This window comes from Streptomyces sp. Y1, from assembly GCF_041053115.1.
Classification (GTDB): Bacteria; Actinomycetota; Actinomycetes; order Streptomycetales; family Streptomycetaceae; genus Kitasatospora; species Kitasatospora rubellomurina.
Genome location: NZ_CP163445.1, coordinates 2,416,844 through 2,436,773 on the forward strand (window position 1 = coordinate 2,416,844; position 19,930 = coordinate 2,436,773).

The window sequence follows — 19,930 nt, forward strand, 5'->3', positions numbered from 1 at the left end:
GGCGCCGGACCGGCACAGCACGTCCGGCATGCACCACAGAAACCACAGGCACCACCCGTACGGCCGGTCGGGGAGCAGCCCGCTCCCCGGCCGGCCGTACGCCGTTCACGCCCCGACGCCCCACCCCACCCCGACTCCCCACCCCACCCCCGCCGTCCGTCAGCCCTTCACCGAACCGGCCAGCAGCCCGCGCACGAAGTACCGCTGCAGGCTGAAGAACACGACCAGCGGCACCACGATCGACAGGAACGCCCCGGCCGTCAGCAGCTCCCACCGCCCGCCGAAGGACCCGGACAGCTGGGCCAGCCGGACCGTCATCGGCGCCACCTCCGGGGTGCCGCCCGCGAACGTCAGCGCGATCAGCAGGTCGTTCCAGACCCACAGGAACTGGAAGATCGCGAACGAGGCCAGCGCCGGCGTGCACAGCGGCAGCACGATCGAGCGGAAGATCCGGAAGTGCGAGGCGCCGTCCACCACCGCCGACTCCATCAGGTCGCGCGGCAGCTGGGCGATGAAGTTGTGCAGCAGGAACACCGCCAGCGGCAGCGCGAACATGGTGTGCGCCAGCCAGACCGGGGCGTAGCTGCCCTTCAGGTCCACCGCCGGGACCAGCGTCAGCGAGCCCAGGTGCGCCCCGCCGGAGAACAGCCGCAGCAGCGGGATCAGCGCCATCTGCAGCGGCACCACCTGCAGCGCGAACACGGTGAGGAACACCGCGTCGCTGCCCCGGAACCGCACCCAGGCCAGCGCGTACGCGGCCATCGCCGCCAGCGCCAGCGGGAACACCGTCGCGGGGACGGCGATCGCCAGCGAGTTCACCAGGTAGGGCATCAGACCGGTGGAGACGCCGGAGCCGCCCTCGAACAGCACCGTGTGGTAGTTGCCGAGGCCGAAGTCCGGGTGCAGGAAGGCGTTCCACCAGCCGTCCGCCGTCACGTCCTGCTTGGGGCGCAGCGAGGTCACCAGCAGGCCGACCGTCGGGATCGTCCAGAGCACCGTCACCGCGATCACGAACGCCGAGGCCAGCGGGCTGCTGAAGGCCTTCCGCACCGGGCTCGCCCCCCGGGGCGCGCGCACCCGGGGCGCGGCCTCCCGGGGCGCGTCTTCCCGGGTCACCTGAGGCGTGTTCACCGCACCTCACGCTCCTTCCGCAGCTGGACGATGTTGTAGGCCACCAGCGGCAGCACCGCGAGGAAGAGCAGCACCGCGAGGGCGCTGCCCCGCCCGTCGTTGAACTGCACGAAGGACTGCGAGTACATCTCGTTGGCGAGGACCTGGGTGCCGAAGTTGCCGCCGGTCATGGTCCGGACGATGTCGAAGGCCTTCAGGGTGATGATCATGACGGTGGTCAGCACGACGATCACGGTGGTGCGGATCATCGGCACGGTGACGTACCAGAACAGCCGCAGCCCGCTCGCGCCGTCCAGCCGCGCCGCTTCCACCACCTCGGACGGGATCGCCTTGACCGCCGCCGACAGCACCACCAGGGCGAAGCCGGTCTGCACCCAGACCATCACCGCCATCAGCAGGAAGGTGTTCAGCGGCTGCGACAGCATCCAGTTCGGCGGGTCGTCCCAGCCCACGGCCGCGGCGAGCTGGCTGAGCAGGCCGATCTGCCGCTGCCCCGGCCCGCGCCACTCGTAGACGAACTTGAAGATGATCGAGGCGCCGACCAGCGAGATCGCCATCGGCATGAAGATCAGCGCCTTGTACACCGCCTGGCCGCGCATCCGGTCCATCAGCAGCGCCAGCGCCAGGCCCAGGCCGGTGGCGACCAGCGGCACGACCACCAGCCACTCCAGGGTGGTGAGCAGCACCTTCCGCACCGAGTCGGTGGTGAAGGCCCAGCCGAAGTTCTCGCCGCCGACGAACCGGGAGCCGTCGTCGTTGTGCAGGCTGAGGTAGAGCGTCCGGATCAGCGGCACCACCACGCCGACCAGCAGGAGCAGCACGGCCGGGCCGAGGAACACCAGCACCGCGAGCGGACGGGCCAGCCGGCCGCGGGCCCGGCCGGCGGCGAAGAACACCACCAGCAGGATGCCGAGGAAACCCGCGACGGCGCCGACGGTGTTGCCGAACTTGACCGCCGCGTCACCCCAGGCGCCGGTGGCGAGCGCGGCGGTGGGAGGCGGTGAACCGGGTACGGGCATGGCGGTGCGCCCCTTCGCGTTCGAGTCGGGGGAGGAGGGGCGGGCGGTGCGGGTGGGTGGCCCCGCACCGCCCTCGGCAGGTGGTCGTGGCGCCGCCGGACCCGCGGGCCCGGCGGCATCCCGCCCGGCCGGCTACTGCGGCCAGGCGGCGTCGATGTCGGCGGCGGTCTTCTGGATCGACTGCCCCTCGGCGAACCAGGCGGTCAGCGACTTCCACTCCTGCCCCGCGCCGACCGCGGCCGGCATCAGGTCGGAGCCGTCGAAGCGGAAGGTCGCGGCCGGGTCGGTGAGCGCCGCGGCGGAGAGCTGGTCGATCGGGTCGGTGTACAGGCTCTTGTCCACGCCCTGGTTGGCCGAGACCCAGCCGGTGGCGGTCTTCACCCGGCTGCTCGCCCAGTCCGCGCTGGACAGGTAGTTCTGCACCGCCTGCACCTCGGGCCGGCTGGAGAAGGCGGCCAGGAACTCGCCGCCGCCCTCGACCGGGTTGGGGATCGACGGGTTCACCGCGGGCAGGTGGAAGGCGAACACGTCGCCGTCCGGGCCGACCTTGGTCCCCTTGGGCCACTGCGCCTCGTAGAAGGACGCCTGCTGGAGCATCGCGCACTTGCCGGTGAGGACCGGGGCGCCCGCGTCCTGGAAGGTGGTGGTGGCGATCGACTTCACGTCACCGTAGCCGCCGTTGACCCACGCCGGGTTCTGCATCCAGTCGGCGACGGTCTTCATCGCCGTGGTGATCTTCGGGTCGGAGAACTTCACCTGGTGGCCGACCCACTGGTCGTACACCTCACCGCCGTACGTGCCCAGCACCACCTCCTCCAGCCAGTCGGTGGCCGGCCAGCCGGTGGCGGTGCCGGAGGCGATGCCGCCGCACCACGGCTTGGCGCCGCCCGCCTTGGCGATCCGGTCGCTGAGCGCCGTCAGGTCGGCCCAGGTCTTCGGCACCTCGTAGCCGGCCGCCTTGAACGCCCTCGGCGAGTACCAGACCAGCGACTTCATGTTGGCGCTCATCGGCGCCGCGTAGAAGGTGCCGTTGACGGAGCCGTACGTCTTCCAGACCGGGCTCCACTTGTCCTGGTTGGCGACGGTCCCGTCCGGCGGCTTCACCACCTTGCCGCTCTTCACCATCTGCGCCAGCAGGCCCGGCTGCGGGATGATCGCGAAGTCCGGCGTGTTGCCGCCGGCCACCCGGACCGGCAGCTGGGACTCGAAGTCGTTCGACCCCTCGTAGCTGATCCTGATCCCGGTGCACTTGGCGAACTCGGCCCAGGACTTCTCCAGGTGGTCCGACTCCGGGCTGAGGATGGAGGCGAACATCGTCACCGTGGTGCCCGAATGCCCGGCGTACGGCTGGTACTTGGCGCAGTCGCCGGTCAGCGTCGCGGCGGCGCCGCCACCGCCGCCGGAGCTGTCGGAACTGTTGGAGCAGGCCGCGGTCAGGGCCAGTGCCGCCAGCAGGGCGGGCACGGCGACCCTGCGGCGGCGGGAACTCGGGTGCGGCGCGGTCGGGTTGAGGGTCAACGCGGTCCTCCTCGCCAGGGCGTGCTGCCGGCTGTGGACTGAACGACATTGCGCTGTACGGAAGATGGGCGTACGGGGATCGCGGGCGAGCGGCGGCCGAACCGATTCGACGACGGTAGCCCAGCCCTCGGCCGCCGTCGAGGTCCGTGGTCGACCTTCATCCACCGGTGCCCGGACCGTGACCGCCGGAAACCCCCGAACACACCAACGGCCCCACCCGGAACCGGGCGGGACCGCCGGGCCGGCGACGGCTCGGAGGACTCGGTACGGACGGCTCAGTACAGCCGGACGGGAAGCTCCAGCAGGCTGTTCACCACCATCGACGGACTCGGCCGCAGCTCGCCGTCCGGCACCGCCAGGGACAGCTCGGGGAAGCGCTCGAACAGCGCCGGCAGCGCCACCCCCGCCTCCAGCCGGGCCAGCGGCGAGCCCGGGCAGACGTGCGGGCCGTGGCCGAAGGACAGGTGGCGGATCGGATCCCGGGTGACGTCGAACAGCTCGGCGGTCACGCCGTGCTGCAGCGGGTCCCGGCCGATCGCGTTGTACGAGACCAGCACCGGCTCGCCCGCCGGGATCACCACCTCGCCGACCGGGATGTCCTCGGCCGCGAAGCGGAACAGGAAGTTGCTGGTCGGCGGCGTCCACCGGAGCGACTCCTCCACCACCGCGTCCCAGGACACCTGCCCCGAACGCACCAGCGCCAGCTGGTCCGGGTGCGCCAGCAGCGCCCGGACGGCGTTGCCGATCAGGTTCACCGTGGTCTCGTGGCCGGCCGCGATGATCACCCGCAGGGTGGCCGCCGCCTCCGCGTCGGTCAGCGCCCCGCCCTCGGCGTCGGCCGCCAGCAGCGCGCTCGCCAGGTCCTCGCCGGGAGCCGAACGGCGCTGCGCCACCAGGTCGTTGACGAAGGCGTTCAGCCCGGCGACGGTCGCCTGGATGCCCTCCGGGTTCGGCTTGATGCCGAAGAACCGCTCGTACAGGTCGCGCAGCGTGCCGTGGTCCGACTCCGGCACGCCCAGCAGCGAGCAGATCACCGTCATCGGCAGCGGGAAGGCGAAGGCGTTCTTGAGGTCGACCACCGGCTCCCCGGCCGCCAGGCCGTCCAGCAGCGCGCGGGTGACCTCCTCGACGCGCGGGCGCATCAGCTCGACCCGGCGCGGGGTGAACGCCTGCGCCACCAGCGCCCGCAGCCGCCGGTGCTCGGCGCCGTCCGTGGTGACCATGCTCGGGCCGGGCACCGCGAGCCCGATCAGCGGCCAGGTCCGCGACACCTCGCCGCGCTGGTAGGCCGCCCAGTGCCGGGCGTCCTTCACCAGCCGGGCGTCGGTGAGCAGGTCGCGGGCGGCCGCGTGCCGCGTCACCGCCCAGGCGGCCACCCCGCCGGGCAGCACCACCGGCACCGCCGGGCCGGCGGCCCGCAGCAGGGCGCCCTCGGCGGCGTTGTCGCGGGCCAGCGGATCCAGGGCGATCGGGGCCGGGACGGCGGTCATCGGTGACTCTCTTTCGAACGTGCGAACTCGAACAGTGTTGACGATCAGGCGCTCACGATCAGGCGCTCACGGCCGGGCGGAGCGGGGCCGGCGGGGCGGGCCCAGCGGCACCGGCCCGGCGGGACGGCCCCGGCGGAGCTACTGGCCCGGGGTGAACGCGACCGGCAGCGCGACCAGCCCGCGCACCCAGGCCGACGGCCGCCACACGAGCGCGTGCTCGGCCACCGCCAGCCGCAGGTCCGGAAGCCGGTCCAGCAGCACCTCGATCGCGGTGGTGGCGATCACCTCGGCCGCCTCCTGCGCCGGGTACGGGCAGCCGTGATCGCCGTACGAGTAGCTCATGTGCGCCCGGTTGCCCTCGGCGGGGCGGCCGTCGGCCTGCCGCACCAGCGGGTCCCCGTTCGCCCCCGCGTAGCCGAGCAGGAGCATGTCCCCGGCGGCGATCCGCTGGCCGCCGAGCTGGGTGTCCTGGGTGGCCCAGCGGCCGGCGAAGATCTGGACCGGTGTGTCCTCCCAGAGCACCTCGTTGAGCGCCTGGCCGATGCTGCGCCGGCCGCCGGCCAGCGAGGCGGAGAAGCGCTCGTCGGTGAGCATCAGCCGCAGCGCGTTGGAGATCCAGTACGAGCTCGGCTGGTGGCCGGAGATCAGCAGCACCCGCAGGTCGCGCATGACCTCCTCGTGGTCCAGGCCCGCCGGGTGGGCCAGCATCCGCGAGGCCACGTCCTCCCCCGGGAACTCGGCCTTCGTCCGGACCACTTCGAGCATCAGCTCCAGCAGCCGCTGGGCGGCGGCCGGGGCGCCCGCTCCGCCGTCCAGCATCGTGAGCACCGCGTCGACCAGCTCGGGCGCCCGCTCCTCGTCCAGCCCGAACACCCGGCACAGCACCAGCAGCGGCATCAGGTGGGCGTACTCGGCGACCAGGTCGGCCTCGCCGCGCCCGGCGAAGCCGTCGATCAGCCGGTCCGCGATCTCCTCGCCGTGCTTGCGCAGCTCGTAGGCGTCGATGCCGGCCAGCGCGTCGGTGACCGCCCGGGAGCGGCGGACGTGCTCCTCGCCCTCGGTGTAGAGCATCGACGGCACCGGGGCCATCATCGGCTTCAGCGGCCAGTCGGCGGGGATCGACTCCCACAGGCGCCAGCGGCTGGAGTCGCGGCCGAACAGCTGCGGCTGGCCGGTGACCAGCTGCAGCTCGCGGTAGCCGATCACCAGCCAGGCGGGCACGCCGCCGGCCAGCTCGATCGGGGCGACCGGGCCGTGCGCGGCGCGCAGCTCGCGGTAGAGCTGGGCCGGGTCGGTCTGGAAGCGCGGCCCGTACAGCGGCGTGGCGCCGGCGTGCGCCGGGCAGCCCGGCGGCGGGGTGGCGGCGGGCTCGGTCACGGGGTGCTCTCCTCGTAGATCGCGTCGGGTGCCCCGGCGGAGGCGGCCGGCGTCAGGACGGCCGATTCCGGGACGACCGGCTCCGGGACGACCGGCTCCGGGACGACCGGCTCCGGCGCGGCCAGGGCGGCCTCGTCGGCCCCGGCGAGCGCGGCCAGGTGGTGGACCAGGTGGATCAGGACCCGCTTGCCGGAGTCGCGGTCGCGGGCGTCGCAGTCCACCAGCGGGACCTCGGGCGACAGATCCAGCGCCTCACGGACCTGCTCCAGCGTGTGGGTCGGCTCGCCGAAGTTGTTGCGGGCCACGATGAACGGGGTGCCGTGGTGCTCCAGCCGGTCGATCGCGTACCAGGAGTCCTCCAGCCGCCGGGTGTCCACCAGGACGACGGCGCCGAGGGCGCCGCTGAACAGGCGGTCCCAGAGGAACCAGAAGCGTTCCTGCCCGGGCGCGCCGAACAGGTACAGCACCTGGCGCTCGGAGAGCGTGATCCGGCCGAAGTCGAAGGCGACCGTGGTTGAGCGCTTGCCGTGCAGGCCGGCCGGGTCGATCCCCTCCCCCGCCCGGGTCATCACCTCCTCGGTGTTCAGCGGGCGGATCTCGCTGACCGAACCGACCAGCGTGGTCTTGCCCACCCCGAAACCGCCGACCACGACGATCTTCAGCGCGTTGTCGGCCGTCGCCCGCAGCGGGGTGCGCACCGCGGGCCGGGGGTCAGAGCCGTTGGAGGCCATGCAGCACCTGCTTCAGCGTGTCGAGGTCGGGCAGCCGGGCCTTGTTCGGCGCGAACCTGGGGTGCCGGGCGGTGACCGCCCCGGACTCCAGCAGGTCGCCGAGCAGGATCTTCACCACCGAGATGGGCAGCGACAGCTCCGCCGCCACCTCCACGACGGCGGTCGGGGCCTCGCACATCCGCAGGATCCGGACGTGCTCGGACTGCATCCCGGCCGCCGGCCGCCGCTCCGCGACGATCAGGGTGACCAGGTCGAAGGCGTTCTCCGGCGAGCGGCTGCGGCCGCCGGTGATGGTGTAGAGACGGTCCGGGTCGTCGTCACGGCCCGGCAGCACCGACCCGGCCGTCATATCCCGGCGCTCTCTCGCGCGGCGCCGTCCGCCGCCTCCGCAGCTCGGGCGGGCGCGCTCAGGTGGACGCCGATCTGCTCGATCAGGCCGTGCATGTTGTGGCCGACCACGCCCACGTCCGCCTCGTCGTCCGTGACCACGGCCAGGTGCGCGCCCTCGCCGGCCGCCACGATGCACAGGATGCCGCCGTGGAACTCGGTCATCGACTGCCGCACGCCGCCGCTGCCGTCGCCGAACTCGATCGAGGCGCCGTGCGCCAGGCTCTGCAGGCCGGAGGCGATCGCGGCCAGCTGGTCGGCCTGGTCGGCGCTCAGCCCGGCGGTGTGGCACAGCTTGAGGCCGTCCGCGGAGAGCACCAGGGCGTGCCGGGCACCGGGCGTCGCCGCCAGCAGGTTCTCCAACAGCCAGTCGAGGTCACGGTCGGTGGCGCTGCTCATTCGGAATCCTTCTCGGTGACGGGGGAGGCGTCGGGCGTGGTGTCGGGGTCCGCGGTCGGGGCCACGGCGGGTGCGGCCGGCAGGGCCGCCTTGCGGAACGCGCCGAACCGGGCGGCGGCGCCCGCCGGGCCGGTCCGTACGGGCTTGACGGCCGGGGTCGCCGCGCGTGCGGTGGTGGCGCTCAGGGTCTGGCCGCGACGGCGCTGCGGCAGGCCGCTGTCGGTCACCCGGGTGGGCACGCCCTGCGCGGGCACGGCGGGCGCGGGCGCGGGCGCGGCGGGTGCCGGTACGGCGGGCGCCGGTACGGCCGCGGCGGGTGTGGCGGGCGTGGCGGCCGGCGCGGGGAAGCCCGGCAGCGGGGTGGGGGCGGCCGGCAGCGGGGTGGGCGCCGGGCGGGCGGGGGTGAGCGCGGGGCGCGCGTTTTCGACGACCGGCGCGGGGGCTGTGGCGGGCGCCGGGGTCAGGTGGGTGATCAGCTGCTGCGGGATCAGCATCACCACCCCCGTGCCGCCGCGCGCGGACGGCCGGAAGGAGACCTGCAGCCCGTGCTTGCGCGCCAGCACGCCGACCACCGCGAGGCCCAGCCGTGTCCCGGCGGAGAGCGTGGCGAGGTCCAGCGGCTCGGCGGAGACGGCCTGTTCGGCCCGGCGCAGCCAACTCTCGCTCAGGCCCAGCCCGCTGTCCTCGACGGTGACCGCCAGCCCGGCCGGCACCTCCTCGACGTAGACGTGCACCTCGGCCGGCGGGGCGGAGAAGTTGGTGGCGTTGTCCAGCAGTTCGGCCAGCGCGTGCATCACGCCCTCGGCGGCGAACCCGGCGACCGCGGCGGTGCTGGCGTTGTGCAGCCGCACCCGCTGGTAGGCGCCGATCCGGCCGAGCGCGCCGCGCAGCACTGATTCGACGGCGATCGGCTTGGCCCAGCGGCGGCCCGAGCGGGCGCCGGTGAGCACCGCGATGCTGTCCGCCATCCGGCCCGCCTGGGCGGTCGAGTGGTCCAGCCGCAGCAGGTCGCCGAGGACCTCCTCGTCGTGCCGGTGCTGCATCTCGCGCAGCTCGGCGTGCATGCTCGTGGCCAGCGCCTGCACCCGCCCGGCGGCGGTCGCGCACACCGCGAGCGCGGCGGCCCGCAGGCGCTCGCCCCGGCCGACCTCCTCGCCGACCGCGCGCAGCAGCGCGTACTGGGGGTGCTTGCGCTGGGACGCCAGCGCGCTGTCCACGGTCGCGCCCCTGCGGAGCTTCTTCACCACCTCGGGCAGCACGCCCTCGGCGATCCGGTCCAGCTCGGCGCGCTCGGCCTCGACCTGCGCCCGGAAGTCCTCGGCCGCCGCGCGCTCGGCCTCGAACCCGGCGCGCTCGGCGTCGAAGCCGGCGCGCGCGGCCGCGGACTCGGCCCGTGCCCGGTCCAGCTCGGCGCGCGCGGCGTCCCGTTCGGTGAGCGCGGCGGCCGTGCGCTCGGCGGCGGCCCGCTCGGCCTGCCGGGCGGCGTCGGCCGCGGCCAGCGCGGCCCGGGTCGCCTCCTGCTGGGCGGCGAGCTCCCCGGCCAGTCGGCGGGAGCGCTCGGCGCCGGTCGCCGCGAGGCCGACCGCGATCAGCCAGAGCACCGCGACGGCGGCCACCGCGACGCCGGTGAGCGGCTGGTGCGCGTTCAGGGCCCGGCCGATCCCGACCGGCGCGGCGACCAGCGCCAGCAGGACGGCGGCCGCCGTGACGGCGGCGGTGCGCGGTGCGGGCCGTCGCTGCGGCCGACCGTCTGGGCTGGTGGCTTCTCTCATCGGTGCGGTCCTCGGCAACGTCGGCGGGCGGCGGCGCGGGCGGCGGGCGGCGACCGTGCCGCCGCCGACAGCTGGGCGGGCGCATACGAGACCGCCCGGCGGCGTCGCGAAACGTTTCCGGGCGGCTGATCGGTTCACGCTTTCGGCCGATCATATCGATTCAGACATTGCCCTCAAGCCGCCAGTTGACGGTCAATCTCCTTCATTCACACCGACTCCACCGCACAGCGACCTCCTCCCCCCTTCCGGGCTCCCGCGTTCAGGCCAGGGCCGGCCCCGCACACGGGGCGTCACCTGCGACGACCCTCAGCGATCGAACCGCTCCGCCAACGCCTCCTCGAAGCTCCCCACCCCCACCGCACGCTCCGGCGCCGTCAGCCCGCCGGCCCGCAGCCCGCGCCCGACCGCCCCCGGCAGCCGCAGCGGCACCCGCACCCGCCGCCGGCCCGCCGCCCGCAGGTACGCCTCGGCCAGCTCCCGGTACGGCCGCGCCCGCGGCCCGCCCACCTCCGGCGCGAACCCGGCCGGCTCCTCCCCCACCAGCGCCGCGACCGCCGCGGCCACCTCCCGCACGTCCACCGGCTGGATCCGCACGCCGCTGAGCACCGGGAACACCGGGAGCTTCGCGCTGACCGCGAACACCTTCAGCAACAGGTCGTGGAACTGCGTCGCCCGCAGCACCGTCCACCCCAGCCCGGATTCCCGCACCACCCGCTCGCAGGCGAGCTTCGTCCGGTAGTACGCGAGCGGCACCCGGTCGATCCCGACGATCGACACGTAGACCAGGTGCCGCACCCCGGCCTCCCGGGCCGCCCTCACCAGGCGCCGGACGCCCTCGACGTCCTTCGTCCCCTGGGTGGTCGCGCAGTCCACCACCGTCTCCACCCCGGCCAGCGCCTCGGCGACCCCGGCCCCCGTCACCAGGTCCCCGACCGCCCACTCGACCCCGTCGCCCCCGGCGCGCGCCCGCCGGCTCAGGCCCCGCACCGCGAGCCCGCGCTCCACCAGCAGCCGCACCACCTCCCGGCCCAGCGTCCCCGTCGCCCCGGTCACCAGCACCGTGCCCGTCACCGCACCACTCCTCTCGGGAAATGCCTTCGCCCGTCCTGACCGACCAGCGGTCCCGACCGTGACATCGGCCTCTCCGGGAACGCGGAAAAGCGGGGCGAGGACCGTGAAGTCCTCGCCCCGCTTCAGGGGTTCACCTCAGCGGGTGAACACCGGGGTCGGCGTGCGATCAGCTGCAGCCGCTGGTGGAGCCGCAGCCCTCGCAGAGGTAGCAGGAGCCGGCGCGGCGCATCTTGGTGCCGCAGGAGAAGCAGAGCGGCGCGTCGGCGTTGAGGCCGAGCTGGATCTCCATCAGCTCCGTGGAGTTGTGGGCCTGCTTCGGGGCCGCCTTGGGCGCCTCGACGGCGGCCGGGGCGACGGGCTTGGCCGCCACCGGGGCCGACTGGGCCAGCGACTCGGTGTCCAGCTCCTCGGCCTCCAGCGGCTCGTACGAGCCGGTCTCCAGGTGGCGCGTGCGCTCCTCGACGGAGTGGATGCCGAGCGCGGAGCGGGTCTCGAACGGCAGGAAGTCCAGCGCCAGGCGGCGGAAGATGTAGTCGACGATCGACTGCGCCATCCGCACGTCCGGGTCGTCGGTCAGACCGGCCGGCTCGAAGCGCATGTTGGTGAACTTCGAGACGTAGGTCTCCAGCGGCACGCCGTACTGCAGGCCGACCGAGACGGCGATGGAGAAGGCGTCCATCATGCCCGCGAGGGTCGAACCCTGCTTGGACATCTTCAGGAAGACCTCGCCGAGGCCGTCGTCCGGGTAGGAGTTGGCCGTCATGTAGCCCTCGGCGCCGCCGACCGTGAAGGACGTGGTGATGCCGGGACGGCCCTTGGGCAGGCGCTTGCGGACCGGGCGGTACTCGACGACCTTCTCGACCGTGGCCACCGGGGCGGCCGCGGTCTCCTCGGCCTTGGCCTCGGAGTCCTTCTTCTTGGCCGACAGCGGCTGGCCGACCTTGCAGTTGTCGCGGTAGATGGCCAATGCCTTCACGCCGAGCTTCCAGGCCTGGAAGTAGATCTCCTCGATCTCCTCCACCGTGGCGCTCTCGGGCATGTTGACCGTCTTGGAGATGGCGCCGGAGATCCACGGCTGGATCGCCGCCATCATCCGCACGTGACCCATGGCCGAGATGACCCGCTCGCCCATCGCGCAGTCGAACACCTCGTAGTGCTCGGCCTTGAGCCCGGGCGCGTCCACCACGTTGCCGTGCTCGGCGATGTGGGCGACGACCGCCTCGATCTGCTCGTCCTGGTAGCCGAGCCGCTTGAGGGCGCGCGGGACGGTGCCGTTGACGATCTGCATCGAGCCGCCGCCGACGAGCTTCTTGAACTTGACCAGGGCGAGGTCGGGCTCGACGCCGGTGGTGTCGCAGTCCATCATCAGGCCGATGGTGCCGGTCGGGGCGAGGACCGAGGCCTGGGCGTTGCGGAAGCCGTTCTCCGCGCCGAGGCGCACGACGTCCTGCCAGGTCTTGTTCGCCGCTAGCCAGACCGGGGCGTCCAGGTCGTCGAAGGAGACGGCGTCCAGCGAGGCGTCCGCGTGCTGCTTCATGACCTGCCGGTGCGCGGCCGCGTTGCGGGCGTAGCCGTCGTACGGGCCGACGACGCCGGCGAGCTCGGCGCCGCGGCGGTAGGCGGTGCCGGTCATCAGCGAGGTGATGGCGCCGGCCAGGGCGCGGCCGCCCTCGCTGTCGTAGGCGTGGCCGGTGGCCATCAGCAGGGCGCCGAGGTTGGCGTAGCCGATGCCGAGCTGGCGGAAGGCGCGGGTGGTCTCGCCGATCTTCTCGGTCGGGAAGTCGGCGAAGCAGATGGAGATGTCCATCGCGGTGATGACCAGCTCGACGACCTTGGCGAAGCGCTCGGCGTCGAACGAGTCGTCCTCGCGCAGGAACTTCATCAGGTTGAGCGAGGCGAGGTTGCAGCTGGAGTTGTCCAGGTGCATGTACTCGGAGCAGGGGTTGGAGGCGTTGATCCGGCCCGACTCCGGGCAGGTGTGCCAGTGGTTGATCGTGGAGTCGTACTGGATGCCGGGGTCGGCGCAGGCCCAGGCGGCCTCGGCCATCTTGCGGAAGAGCTTCTTCGCGTCGACGGTCTCGATGACCTCGCCGGTCATCCGGGCGCGCAGGCCGAATTCGGTGCCGTTCTCGACGGCGGTCATGAATTCGTCGCTGACGCGGACGGAGTTGTTGGCGTTCTGGTACTGGACGGACGTGATGTCGTCGCCGCCGAGGTCCATGTCGAAGCCCGCGTCGCGCAGGGCGCGGATCTTCTCCTCCTCCTTCACCTTGGTCTCGATGAAGGCCTCGACGTCCGGGTGGTCGACGTCGAGCACGACCATCTTGGCGGCCCGGCGGGTGGCGCCGCCGGACTTGATGGTGCCGGCGGAGGCGTCGGCGCCGCGCATGAAGGAGACCGGGCCGGAGGCGTTGCCGCCGGAGGACAGCAGCTCCTTGGAGGAGCGGATGCGGGAGAGGTTGAGGCCGGCGCCGGAGCCGCCCTTGAAGATCATGCCCTCTTCCTTGTACCAGTCGAGGATCGACTCCATGGAGTCGTCGACGGACAGGATGAAGCAGGCGCTGACCTGCTGGGGCTGCTTGGTGCCGACGTTGAACCAGACCGGCGAGTTGAAGCTGAACACCTGGTGGAGGAGGGCGTGCGTCAGCTCGTGCTCGAAGATCTCGGCGTCGTCCTTGGACGCGAAGTAGCCGTGCTTCTCGCCGGCGGCGCGGTAGGTGAGCACCACGCGGTCGATGATCTGCTTGAGGCTCCACTCGCGCTGCGGGGTGCCGACCGCGCCGCGGAAGTACTTGGACGTCACGATGTTGACGGCGTTGACCGACCAGAAGTCGGGGAACTCGACGCCGCGCTGCTCGAAGTTGATCGACCCGTCACGCCAGTTGGTCATGACGACGTCGCGCCGCTCCCAGCTGACCGCGTCGTACGGGTGCACGCCAGGAGTGGTGTGGATGCGCTCCATCCGGAGACCGCCCTTCGGGGCCGCCTTGGCGCCCTTCGCCGCGGCCTTCTCGGACTTCGACCCGCGTGCGGAACCGCTCGTGGTGTCTGTCACTTCTCGCTCCTCCTCCTGGGCAAACGCCCGAAGTGCCCCGAAAAATCCGGGCACCGCTGGTTCGTTCTTCCGGTGTGCGGGCAGGCGGAGACCTCGCCCGCTACGCACGGTTTGTAGTGTTTCGCGCCCCGTTTTCGGACGCACGGGGGCCCCGCGGGGCCGATGGTGGTGCGGAAGGGCCCGCGAGGGGCCCGGTGCACGCCTCCTAGGGCGCGGCGGCGGGAACGGACACGCAGGTCTCGTCCGCCTCGACGAGGGGCCGCTCGGCGCGGAGCTCCGCGATGGCGGCCTCGAAGTCCTCCAGCCCGTCGTACGCCTGGTAGACGCTGGCGAAGCGCAGGTAGGCGACCACGTCCAGGTCCTTGAGCGGGCCGAGTATGGCCAGCCCGACGTCGTGGGTGGTCAGTTCGGCGTTGCCGCTGGCGCGCACGCACTCCTCGACCCGCTGGCCGAGCTGCGCGAGGGCGTCCTCGGTGACCGGGCGGCCCTGGCAGGCCTTGCGGACGCCGGTGATGACCTTCTGCCGGGAGAACGGCTCGGTGACCCCGCTGCGCTTGATGACCATCAGCGCGGCGGTCTCCACGGTGGTGAAGCGTCGGCCGCAGTCCGGGCACTGCCGGCGGCGTCGGATCGAGCTGCCGTCCTCGGTGGTCCGGCTGTCGACAACGCGGCTGTCGGAGTGCCGGCAGAAGGGGCAGTGCACCTGAGAGATCCCTCCCTGGCAGGACGTGCGGACCGGTCGAGTCTATGCGATGTGCCCGGGGCATCGGCAAGCTGATCATGCGCCGTGACCACTAGTACTGGGCACGGAGAGGAGAGTAGCCACTACATCTAGGTCTGCGGGGGAAGCGACACCCCTGGCGTGTCGGCGCCGATTAGACTTCCGGAGTCGCGTTCGAGTCGAACATTTAATCGATGTACAACAAAGCCTTGATCGAGTCAGCCAACTCCCGAATAATTCACTCGAACGTGTGTTTGGCGCAACCTTTCGATAGGAGGTGCGTTGGGCTGGAAAAAGGAGAGGACAGCCGTCGAGAGGGGCCGCCGTGAACACGATCGAAAGCAACACCATCCCGGTGCAGGAACACTCCCAGTTCAAGGTGGGGCAGCGCACCACGAATCAGCAGGGTGTCGACATCAGCATGGACCGTAGTGAAGACCACCGCCTGACCGGCGCGGCCCTCTCCGGCGCCGGCCGCGTCCCCGACCAGCCGATCGAGCACTCCGCCGCGATGGACGAGACCCATCCCTCCCCGGCCCGCGCGCTGCCCGGCCGTCCCCCCGGGATCCGCACCGACGAGGCCGGCCTCACCGAGCGCCAGCGCCGGGTGATCGAGGTCATCCGGGATTCCGTCCAGCGCCGGGGCTACCCGCCGTCCATGCGCGAGATCGGCCAGGCCGTGGGCCTGTCCAGCACCTCCTCGGTCGCCCACCAGCTGATGGCCCTGGAGCGCAAGGGCTTCCTGCGCCGGGACCCGCACCGCCCGCGCGCCTACGAGGTCCGCGGCGTCGAGGTGGCCCGCCCGAACACCGCCGAGACGGCCGGCCGGCCCTCCACCTCCTACGTGCCGCTGGTCGGCCGGATCGCCGCCGGCGGGCCGATCCTCGCCGAGCAGACGGTCGAGGACGTCTTCCCGCTGCCGCGCCAACTGGTCGGCGAGGGCGAGCTGTTCGCGCTCACCGTGCGCGGCGACTCGATGATCGAGGCGGCCATCTGCGACGGCGACTGGGTCACCGTGCGCCGCCAGCCGGTCGCCGAGAACGGCGACATCGTGGCCGCGATGATCGACGGCGAGGCCACCGTGAAGCGCCTCAAGCGCGAGGACGGCCGGATCTGGCTGATGCCGCACAACCCGGCGTACGAGCCGATCAACGGCGACAACGCGACCATCCTGGGCAAGGTCGTCGCCGTCCTGCGCCGCCTCTGACACGCTCCCGGACACCGAGGAACCGGGAAGGGGCTCCACCGCGTCAGCGGGGAGCCCCTCCGGCGTGTCCGGGAAGGCGTGTCCGGGAAGGCGGGCCCGGGAAGGCGGGCGGTCAGCCCCGCTTCGCCACCGGCCGCACCGGCGCCGCCGAGGCGTCGATCGCCGCCAGCGAGCGGCGCACCTGGTTGCGGTCCGTGGTGTACCAGAACTCCGGCATCGAGGACCGGAAGAAGCTCCCGTACCGCTTGGTCTCCACCCGCGGATCCAGCACCGCCACCACGCCCCGGTCGTCCGCCGCGCGCACCAGCCGGCCCGCGCCCTGCGCCATCAGCAGCGCCGCGTGCGTCGCCGCGACGGCCATGAAGCCGTTCCCGCCGTGCTGTTCGACGTCCTTCTGCCGGGCGCTCATCAGCGGGTCGTCCGGCCGCGGGAAGGGGATGCGGTCCATCACGACCAGCTGGCAGGCCGAACCCGGCACGTCCACGCCCTGCCAGAGCGAGAGCGTGCCGAACAGGCAGGTGGTCGCGTCCGAGGCGAACTCCCGGATCAGCTCGCCCAGGGTGTCCTCCCCCTGGAGCAGGATCCGGTGGTCCAGCCGCTCCCGCATCGCCTCGGCGGCCGCCTGGGCGCCGCGCATCGAGGAGAACAGGCCCAGCGTGCGCCCGCCGGCCGCGCCGATCAGCTCGGCCAACTCGTCGAGCATGTCCGGCCGTTCGGGATCGCGCCCGGGGTCGGCGAGGTGCTTGGCGACGTACAGGATGCCCTGCTTGGGGTACTTGAACGGCGAGCCGACGTCGAGCCCCCGCCAGTACGGGACGGCCTCCTCGTCGGGCCCGGACGAGAGGCCGGGCTCGGGGTTGTCCCCCGGCGTGCGCTCGTCCGGCAGCCTGGTCTCCTTCGGCAGGCCGAGCGAGCCGGCCACGCCGTTGAAGTCCCCGCCGAGCTTGAGGGTGGCCGAGGTCAGGACGACCGAGCGCTCCTTGTACAGGCCCTCGCGCAGCAGCCCGGACACGCTCAGCGGGGCGACCCGCAGCGAGGCGGTGCCCAGCCCGTAGCGGTCGCTGCGCTCGATCCAGACCACGTCGTACTCGGAGTCCTCCAGCAGCCGCTCGGCGGTCTCGTGCAGCGTCTCGGCGGAGGCCATCGCCTGCTTGCGCACCGCGTCCTCGTCGCTGAGCCCCTTGTCCCGGGTCTCGCCGAGCGAGGTGATCACCTGCCGGGAGGCGTCCCGGATCGCGGTGACGGCGTACGCCAGGTACTCGGGCAGTTCCTCGACCCGGCCGGGCTGGGCGGTCTCCATCAGGCCGTGGTAGTTCTCGGCGGCGGCCTGCAGCGCGTCGACGGCCTTCTCGTTGGCCAGCCGCGCGGCCCGCTTCACGGCCCGGTTGACGGCGCCCACGGTCAGCTCGGCGGTGGCCGCGCCGGTGACCCGGTTGACCAGCTCGTGCGCCTCGTCGACGATCAGCAGCCCGTGCTCGGGGAGCACCGGCGCGCCCTCGATCGCGTCGATCGCCAGCATCGCGTGGTTGGTGACCACGACGTCCGCCAGCTTGGCCCGCTCCCGGGCCTTCTCCGCGAAGCACTCCTGCCCGTACGCGCAGCGGGTGGCGCCCAGGCACTCCTTGGAGTTGACCGACAGCTGCGCCCAGGCCTTGTCCGAGACGCCGGGGCTCATGTCGTCCCGGTCGCCGGTCTCGGTCTCGTCGGCCCAGTCGCGCAGCCGCAGCACCTCCTGCCCGAGCTTGCCGGTGGGCCCGCCGAGCGCGTCCACCGGGTCGAACAGGCCCTCGCCCTCGTCGCTCGGGGTGCCCTCGTTGGCCCGGTGCAGGCACAGGTAGTTGGAGCGGCCCTTGAGCATCGCGAACAGCGGGCGGCGGCGCAGCACCGGGTGCAGGGCGTCCACGGTGCGCGGCAAGTCCCGTTCGACCAGCTGGCGTTGCAGCGCCAGGGTGGCGGTGGCGACCACCACGCGGTCTCCGTGGGCGAGCGCCGGCACCAGGTAGGCGAGGGACTTCCCGGTGCCGGTGCCGGCCTGGACGAGCAGGTGCTCGCCGTGGTCGACGGCGTCGGCGACGGCCTCGGCCATCCTGACCTGGCCGGGGCGCTCCACCCCGCCGACGGCCTCGACCGCGGCGTGCAGCAGTTCGGGGATGCGCGTGCGCGGGACGGCCGCGGCCTCCTCGGCCGTGGCGTCGCCATCGGCCGGGAGCTGGGTTTCGGAGTCGTTCGTCATGACTCTCCCACCCTACGGCGCGGGGGCGACAATCCGGTCCGGTTGCGGCGGAAGTGCGGGGCGGCGCACGTCCACGCCCACCAGCGCGTTCGGCACCGTCCCGTGCCGGGCGGCGTGCGGGCGGTGCGGCCGGTCCTGGTAGCCGTCGAGCAGCAGCCGGTTGCGGTTGAGGCAGAGCCGGTCGATCCGCGGCCGGAACAGGTCGAACAGCTCGAAGCGCTCGCGCAGCTCGGGGAAGCGGGCCTGGTAGCGGCGGATCTCGGCGCTCAGCAGCGCCCAGAAGTCCGGCTCCGGCAGCCCGGTGTGCGCCTCCAGCAGCGGGGCGAGGTAGCGGAAGACGCCGATGAACAGCCCGGAGTGGATGAACTGGCAGAGCCCCTGCGGGTCGTCGCGCAGCAGCACCCCGGCGACCTCGGCGGGCAGGGCGCGCAGCTCGGGCAGGTCCTGGTCGCTGAGGTTGACGTCGTCGACGAAGTCCTTGACCGCGAGGCGCACCGGCACGTCGGACGGGTCGAAGACCACGATGGCGTTCTCGCCGTGCGGGGAGAAGACCAGGCCGTAGCGGTAGAGGAAGTGCAGCAGCGGCGGGAGGACGGCGGCGAACAGCCGGCCGGTCCACTCGGCGGCGGTGAGGCCGGAGCGGGCGATCAGTTCGGCGGTGAGCGCCCGCCCGTCCGAGCCGGTCTGCAGCAGGGCGGCCAGGGTTCGGGCGCGTTCACCGGTGTCCAGGCGGGGGCCGAGCGGTTCGCGCCAGATCGCGCCGAGCAGCTCCTTGTACTGGTAGGGCGCCTCGGGCAGCTCCCGGTAGACCGGGTGGTCGACGGTGACGGAGGCGATCTCGCCGAGCAGGATCACCCGGCACTCGTCGCGCAGGAACGGGTCGCCGTCGCGCAGCCCGTGCAGCCAGGCGGTGACGGCGGGCGCGGCGAGCGTGCGCTCGGTGGGCAGGCCGCGCCAGACCAGGGTGTTGAGGATCGAGAGCGGCAGCTTGACGGTGCAGCGCTCGGGGCGGTCGGTGTTGAAGAAGGAGCGGATGGACTGCTGCGGTAGCCGCAGGTCGCCGTCGGTGGGCAGCGGGACGATCTCGCCGGAGGCGATCCAGGGCGCGAACAGCGGCAGGACCGTCTGTTCCCACTGCCAGGGGTGGACGGGCAGCAGCAGGTAGTCGGCGGCGTCCGGGCCGAGCGCGGCGCGCAGCGCGTCGACGTCGTCGAGCTCGCGGGCGTACAGCTGCTCGGGCCGCTCCAGGCCGGGCACGCCGCGGTACCGGGCGAGCCGGCGGTGCACGGCGAGCCAGGGCAGCGGGCTCGGGCTGCGGGCCTCCGGGGCCCAGCGGGCGGCGTCGCTGCCGGAGAAGCCGATCCGGCCCTTGTTGGGGACGATCCAGGGGTGGCCGTCCTGCCGGCCCTCGATGCCGGGGTGGTCGAGGTCGGCGAGTTCGGCGGCGGTGAGGGCGGTGGCGAGCTGGCGGGCGTCGGCGGTCAGGGTGGCGGCGAGTTCGCGGACCAGGTGGCCGGCGGTCTCGCCGCCCATGCCGAGGGTGGTGCGGGCGTACGGGAGGAAGCGCAGCGGGTCGAGGCCGTCCGGGCGGTCGCAGCGGACGGACTCCGGGTCGACCTGCCAGCTGCCGTAGGCGCCGCGCCGGGCGGTGAACGCGTACCGGGCCCCGGGCAGCTTCAGCCGGTACTCGCCCTCGGTCGGGCCGGGGTCGGGGGTGAGCAGTTCCTCGTAGGCGAACTCGCCGAGCATCTTGGCCAGCAGGGCGCGGCCGGCCCGCCGCCAGTGCCCGGCGGTGAGGTGCGGGGGCAGGTAGAGCGGC

The 19,930-nt window shown here is 73.0% G+C and carries 15 protein-coding genes; 1 reads left to right on the plus strand and 14 read right to left on the minus strand.

Annotation, left to right across the window (positions count from 1 at the left end):
* Positions 1 to 159 precede the first annotated feature (159 nt).
* From AB2U05_RS10100 to nrdR, 12 genes are all read right to left on the minus strand, one after another.
* Entirely contained in the window at positions 160 to 1,131 is a 972-nt protein-coding gene (locus AB2U05_RS10100; protein WP_369183063.1) for a carbohydrate ABC transporter permease, read from the minus strand.
* Positions 1,128 to 2,150 carry a carbohydrate ABC transporter permease gene (locus AB2U05_RS10105; RefSeq protein ID WP_369183064.1) on the minus strand — a complete coding sequence of 341 codons (1,023 nt, stop codon included), beginning with the start codon at positions 2,148 to 2,150 and terminating at the stop codon, positions 1,128 to 1,130. The genes AB2U05_RS10100 and AB2U05_RS10105 overlap by 4 nt, the downstream gene beginning before the upstream one ends.
* 132 nt (positions 2,151 to 2,282) lie before the next feature.
* Positions 2,283 to 3,668, minus strand: a complete 1,386-nt coding sequence (locus AB2U05_RS10110; protein WP_045698339.1) for an ABC transporter substrate-binding protein — start codon at positions 3,666 to 3,668, stop codon at positions 2,283 to 2,285.
* A gap of 275 nt (positions 3,669 to 3,943) precedes the next feature.
* Positions 3,944 to 5,158, minus strand: a complete 1,215-nt coding sequence (locus tag AB2U05_RS10115) for a cytochrome P450 (protein ID WP_369183065.1) — start codon at positions 5,156 to 5,158, stop codon at positions 3,944 to 3,946.
* A 138-nt stretch (positions 5,159 to 5,296) separates the two neighbouring features.
* The gene (locus tag AB2U05_RS10120; protein WP_045698343.1) at positions 5,297 to 6,535 is read right to left on the minus strand and encodes a cytochrome P450; all 1,239 of its coding nucleotides are present in this window, start codon (positions 6,533 to 6,535) and stop codon (positions 5,297 to 5,299) included.
* Positions 6,532 to 7,266, minus strand: a complete 735-nt coding sequence (locus tag AB2U05_RS10125) for an ATP/GTP-binding protein (protein ID WP_369183066.1) — start codon at positions 7,264 to 7,266, stop codon at positions 6,532 to 6,534. The genes AB2U05_RS10120 and AB2U05_RS10125 overlap by 4 nt, the downstream gene beginning before the upstream one ends.
* A complete protein-coding gene (locus tag AB2U05_RS10130) occupies positions 7,247 to 7,615 on the minus strand; it encodes a DUF742 domain-containing protein (protein ID WP_045698347.1) in 369 nt (122 codons plus the stop codon). The genes AB2U05_RS10125 and AB2U05_RS10130 overlap by 20 nt, the downstream gene beginning before the upstream one ends.
* Positions 7,612 to 8,052 carry a roadblock/LC7 domain-containing protein gene (locus tag AB2U05_RS10135; protein ID WP_045698350.1) on the minus strand — a complete coding sequence of 147 codons (441 nt, stop codon included), beginning with the start codon at positions 8,050 to 8,052 and terminating at the stop codon, positions 7,612 to 7,614. Before AB2U05_RS10135 ends, AB2U05_RS10130 begins: the two co-directional genes overlap by 4 nt.
* Positions 8,049 to 9,824 (minus strand): sensor histidine kinase, encoded by a 1,776-nt coding sequence (locus AB2U05_RS10140; protein ID WP_369183067.1) that lies wholly within the window; start codon positions 9,822 to 9,824, stop codon positions 8,049 to 8,051. The genes AB2U05_RS10135 and AB2U05_RS10140 overlap by 4 nt, the downstream gene beginning before the upstream one ends.
* 306 nt (positions 9,825 to 10,130) lie before the next feature.
* A complete protein-coding gene (locus AB2U05_RS10145; RefSeq protein ID WP_045698351.1) occupies positions 10,131 to 10,895 on the minus strand; it encodes an SDR family oxidoreductase in 765 nt (254 codons plus the stop codon).
* Between the two features lie 166 nt (positions 10,896 to 11,061).
* Positions 11,062 to 13,950, minus strand: a complete 2,889-nt coding sequence (locus AB2U05_RS10150; protein WP_369183068.1) for a vitamin B12-dependent ribonucleotide reductase — start codon at positions 13,948 to 13,950, stop codon at positions 11,062 to 11,064.
* Positions 13,951 to 14,155: 205 nt separating this feature from the next.
* Positions 14,156 to 14,653, minus strand: a complete 498-nt coding sequence (gene nrdR, locus AB2U05_RS10155) for a transcriptional regulator NrdR (protein WP_045698354.1) — start codon at positions 14,651 to 14,653, stop codon at positions 14,156 to 14,158.
* Positions 14,654 to 15,182: 529 nt separating this feature from the next.
* Between nrdR and lexA the strand changes: the two genes are divergently transcribed.
* The gene (lexA, locus tag AB2U05_RS10160) at positions 15,183 to 15,878 is read left to right on the plus strand and encodes a transcriptional repressor LexA (RefSeq protein ID WP_208615482.1); all 696 of its coding nucleotides are present in this window, start codon (positions 15,183 to 15,185) and stop codon (positions 15,876 to 15,878) included.
* A 112-nt stretch (positions 15,879 to 15,990) separates the two neighbouring features.
* Here lexA and AB2U05_RS10165 read toward each other — a convergent pair whose 3' ends face one another.
* Positions 15,991 to 18,111: an ATP-dependent DNA helicase gene (locus AB2U05_RS10165; protein ID WP_369183069.1), complete on the minus strand. Its 2,121-nt coding sequence runs from the start codon at positions 18,109 to 18,111 to the stop codon at positions 15,991 to 15,993.
* A 12-nt stretch (positions 18,112 to 18,123) separates the two neighbouring features.
* The gene (locus AB2U05_RS10170; RefSeq protein WP_369185933.1) at positions 18,124 to 19,920 is read right to left on the minus strand and encodes an IucA/IucC family siderophore biosynthesis protein; all 1,797 of its coding nucleotides are present in this window, start codon (positions 19,918 to 19,920) and stop codon (positions 18,124 to 18,126) included.
* Positions 19,921 to 19,930: the final 10 nt, after the last annotated feature.

Bases quoted from the DNA above. Each gene is read 5' to 3' on its own strand.
- AB2U05_RS10105 (WP_369183064.1), bottom strand. From the start codon at position 2,150: ATGCCCGTACCCGGTTCACCGCCTCCCACCGCCGCGCTCGCCACCGGC.
- AB2U05_RS10115 (WP_369183065.1), bottom strand. From the start codon at position 5,158: ATGACCGCCGTCCCGGCCCCGATCGCCCTGGATCCGCTGGCCCGCGAC.
- AB2U05_RS10125 (WP_369183066.1), bottom strand. From the start codon at position 7,266: ATGGCCTCCAACGGCTCTGACCCCCGGCCCGCGGTGCGCACCCCGCTG.
- AB2U05_RS10130 (WP_045698347.1), bottom strand. From the start codon at position 7,615: ATGACGGCCGGGTCGGTGCTGCCGGGCCGTGACGACGACCCGGACCGT.
- AB2U05_RS10135 (WP_045698350.1), bottom strand. From the start codon at position 8,052: ATGAGCAGCGCCACCGACCGTGACCTCGACTGGCTGTTGGAGAACCTG.
- AB2U05_RS10140 (WP_369183067.1), bottom strand. From the start codon at position 9,824: ATGAGAGAAGCCACCAGCCCAGACGGTCGGCCGCAGCGACGGCCCGCA.
- lexA (WP_208615482.1), top strand. From the start codon at position 15,183: ATGGACGAGACCCATCCCTCCCCGGCCCGCGCGCTGCCCGGCCGTCCC.
- AB2U05_RS10165 (WP_369183069.1), bottom strand. From the start codon at position 18,111: ATGACGAACGACTCCGAAACCCAGCTCCCGGCCGATGGCGACGCCACG.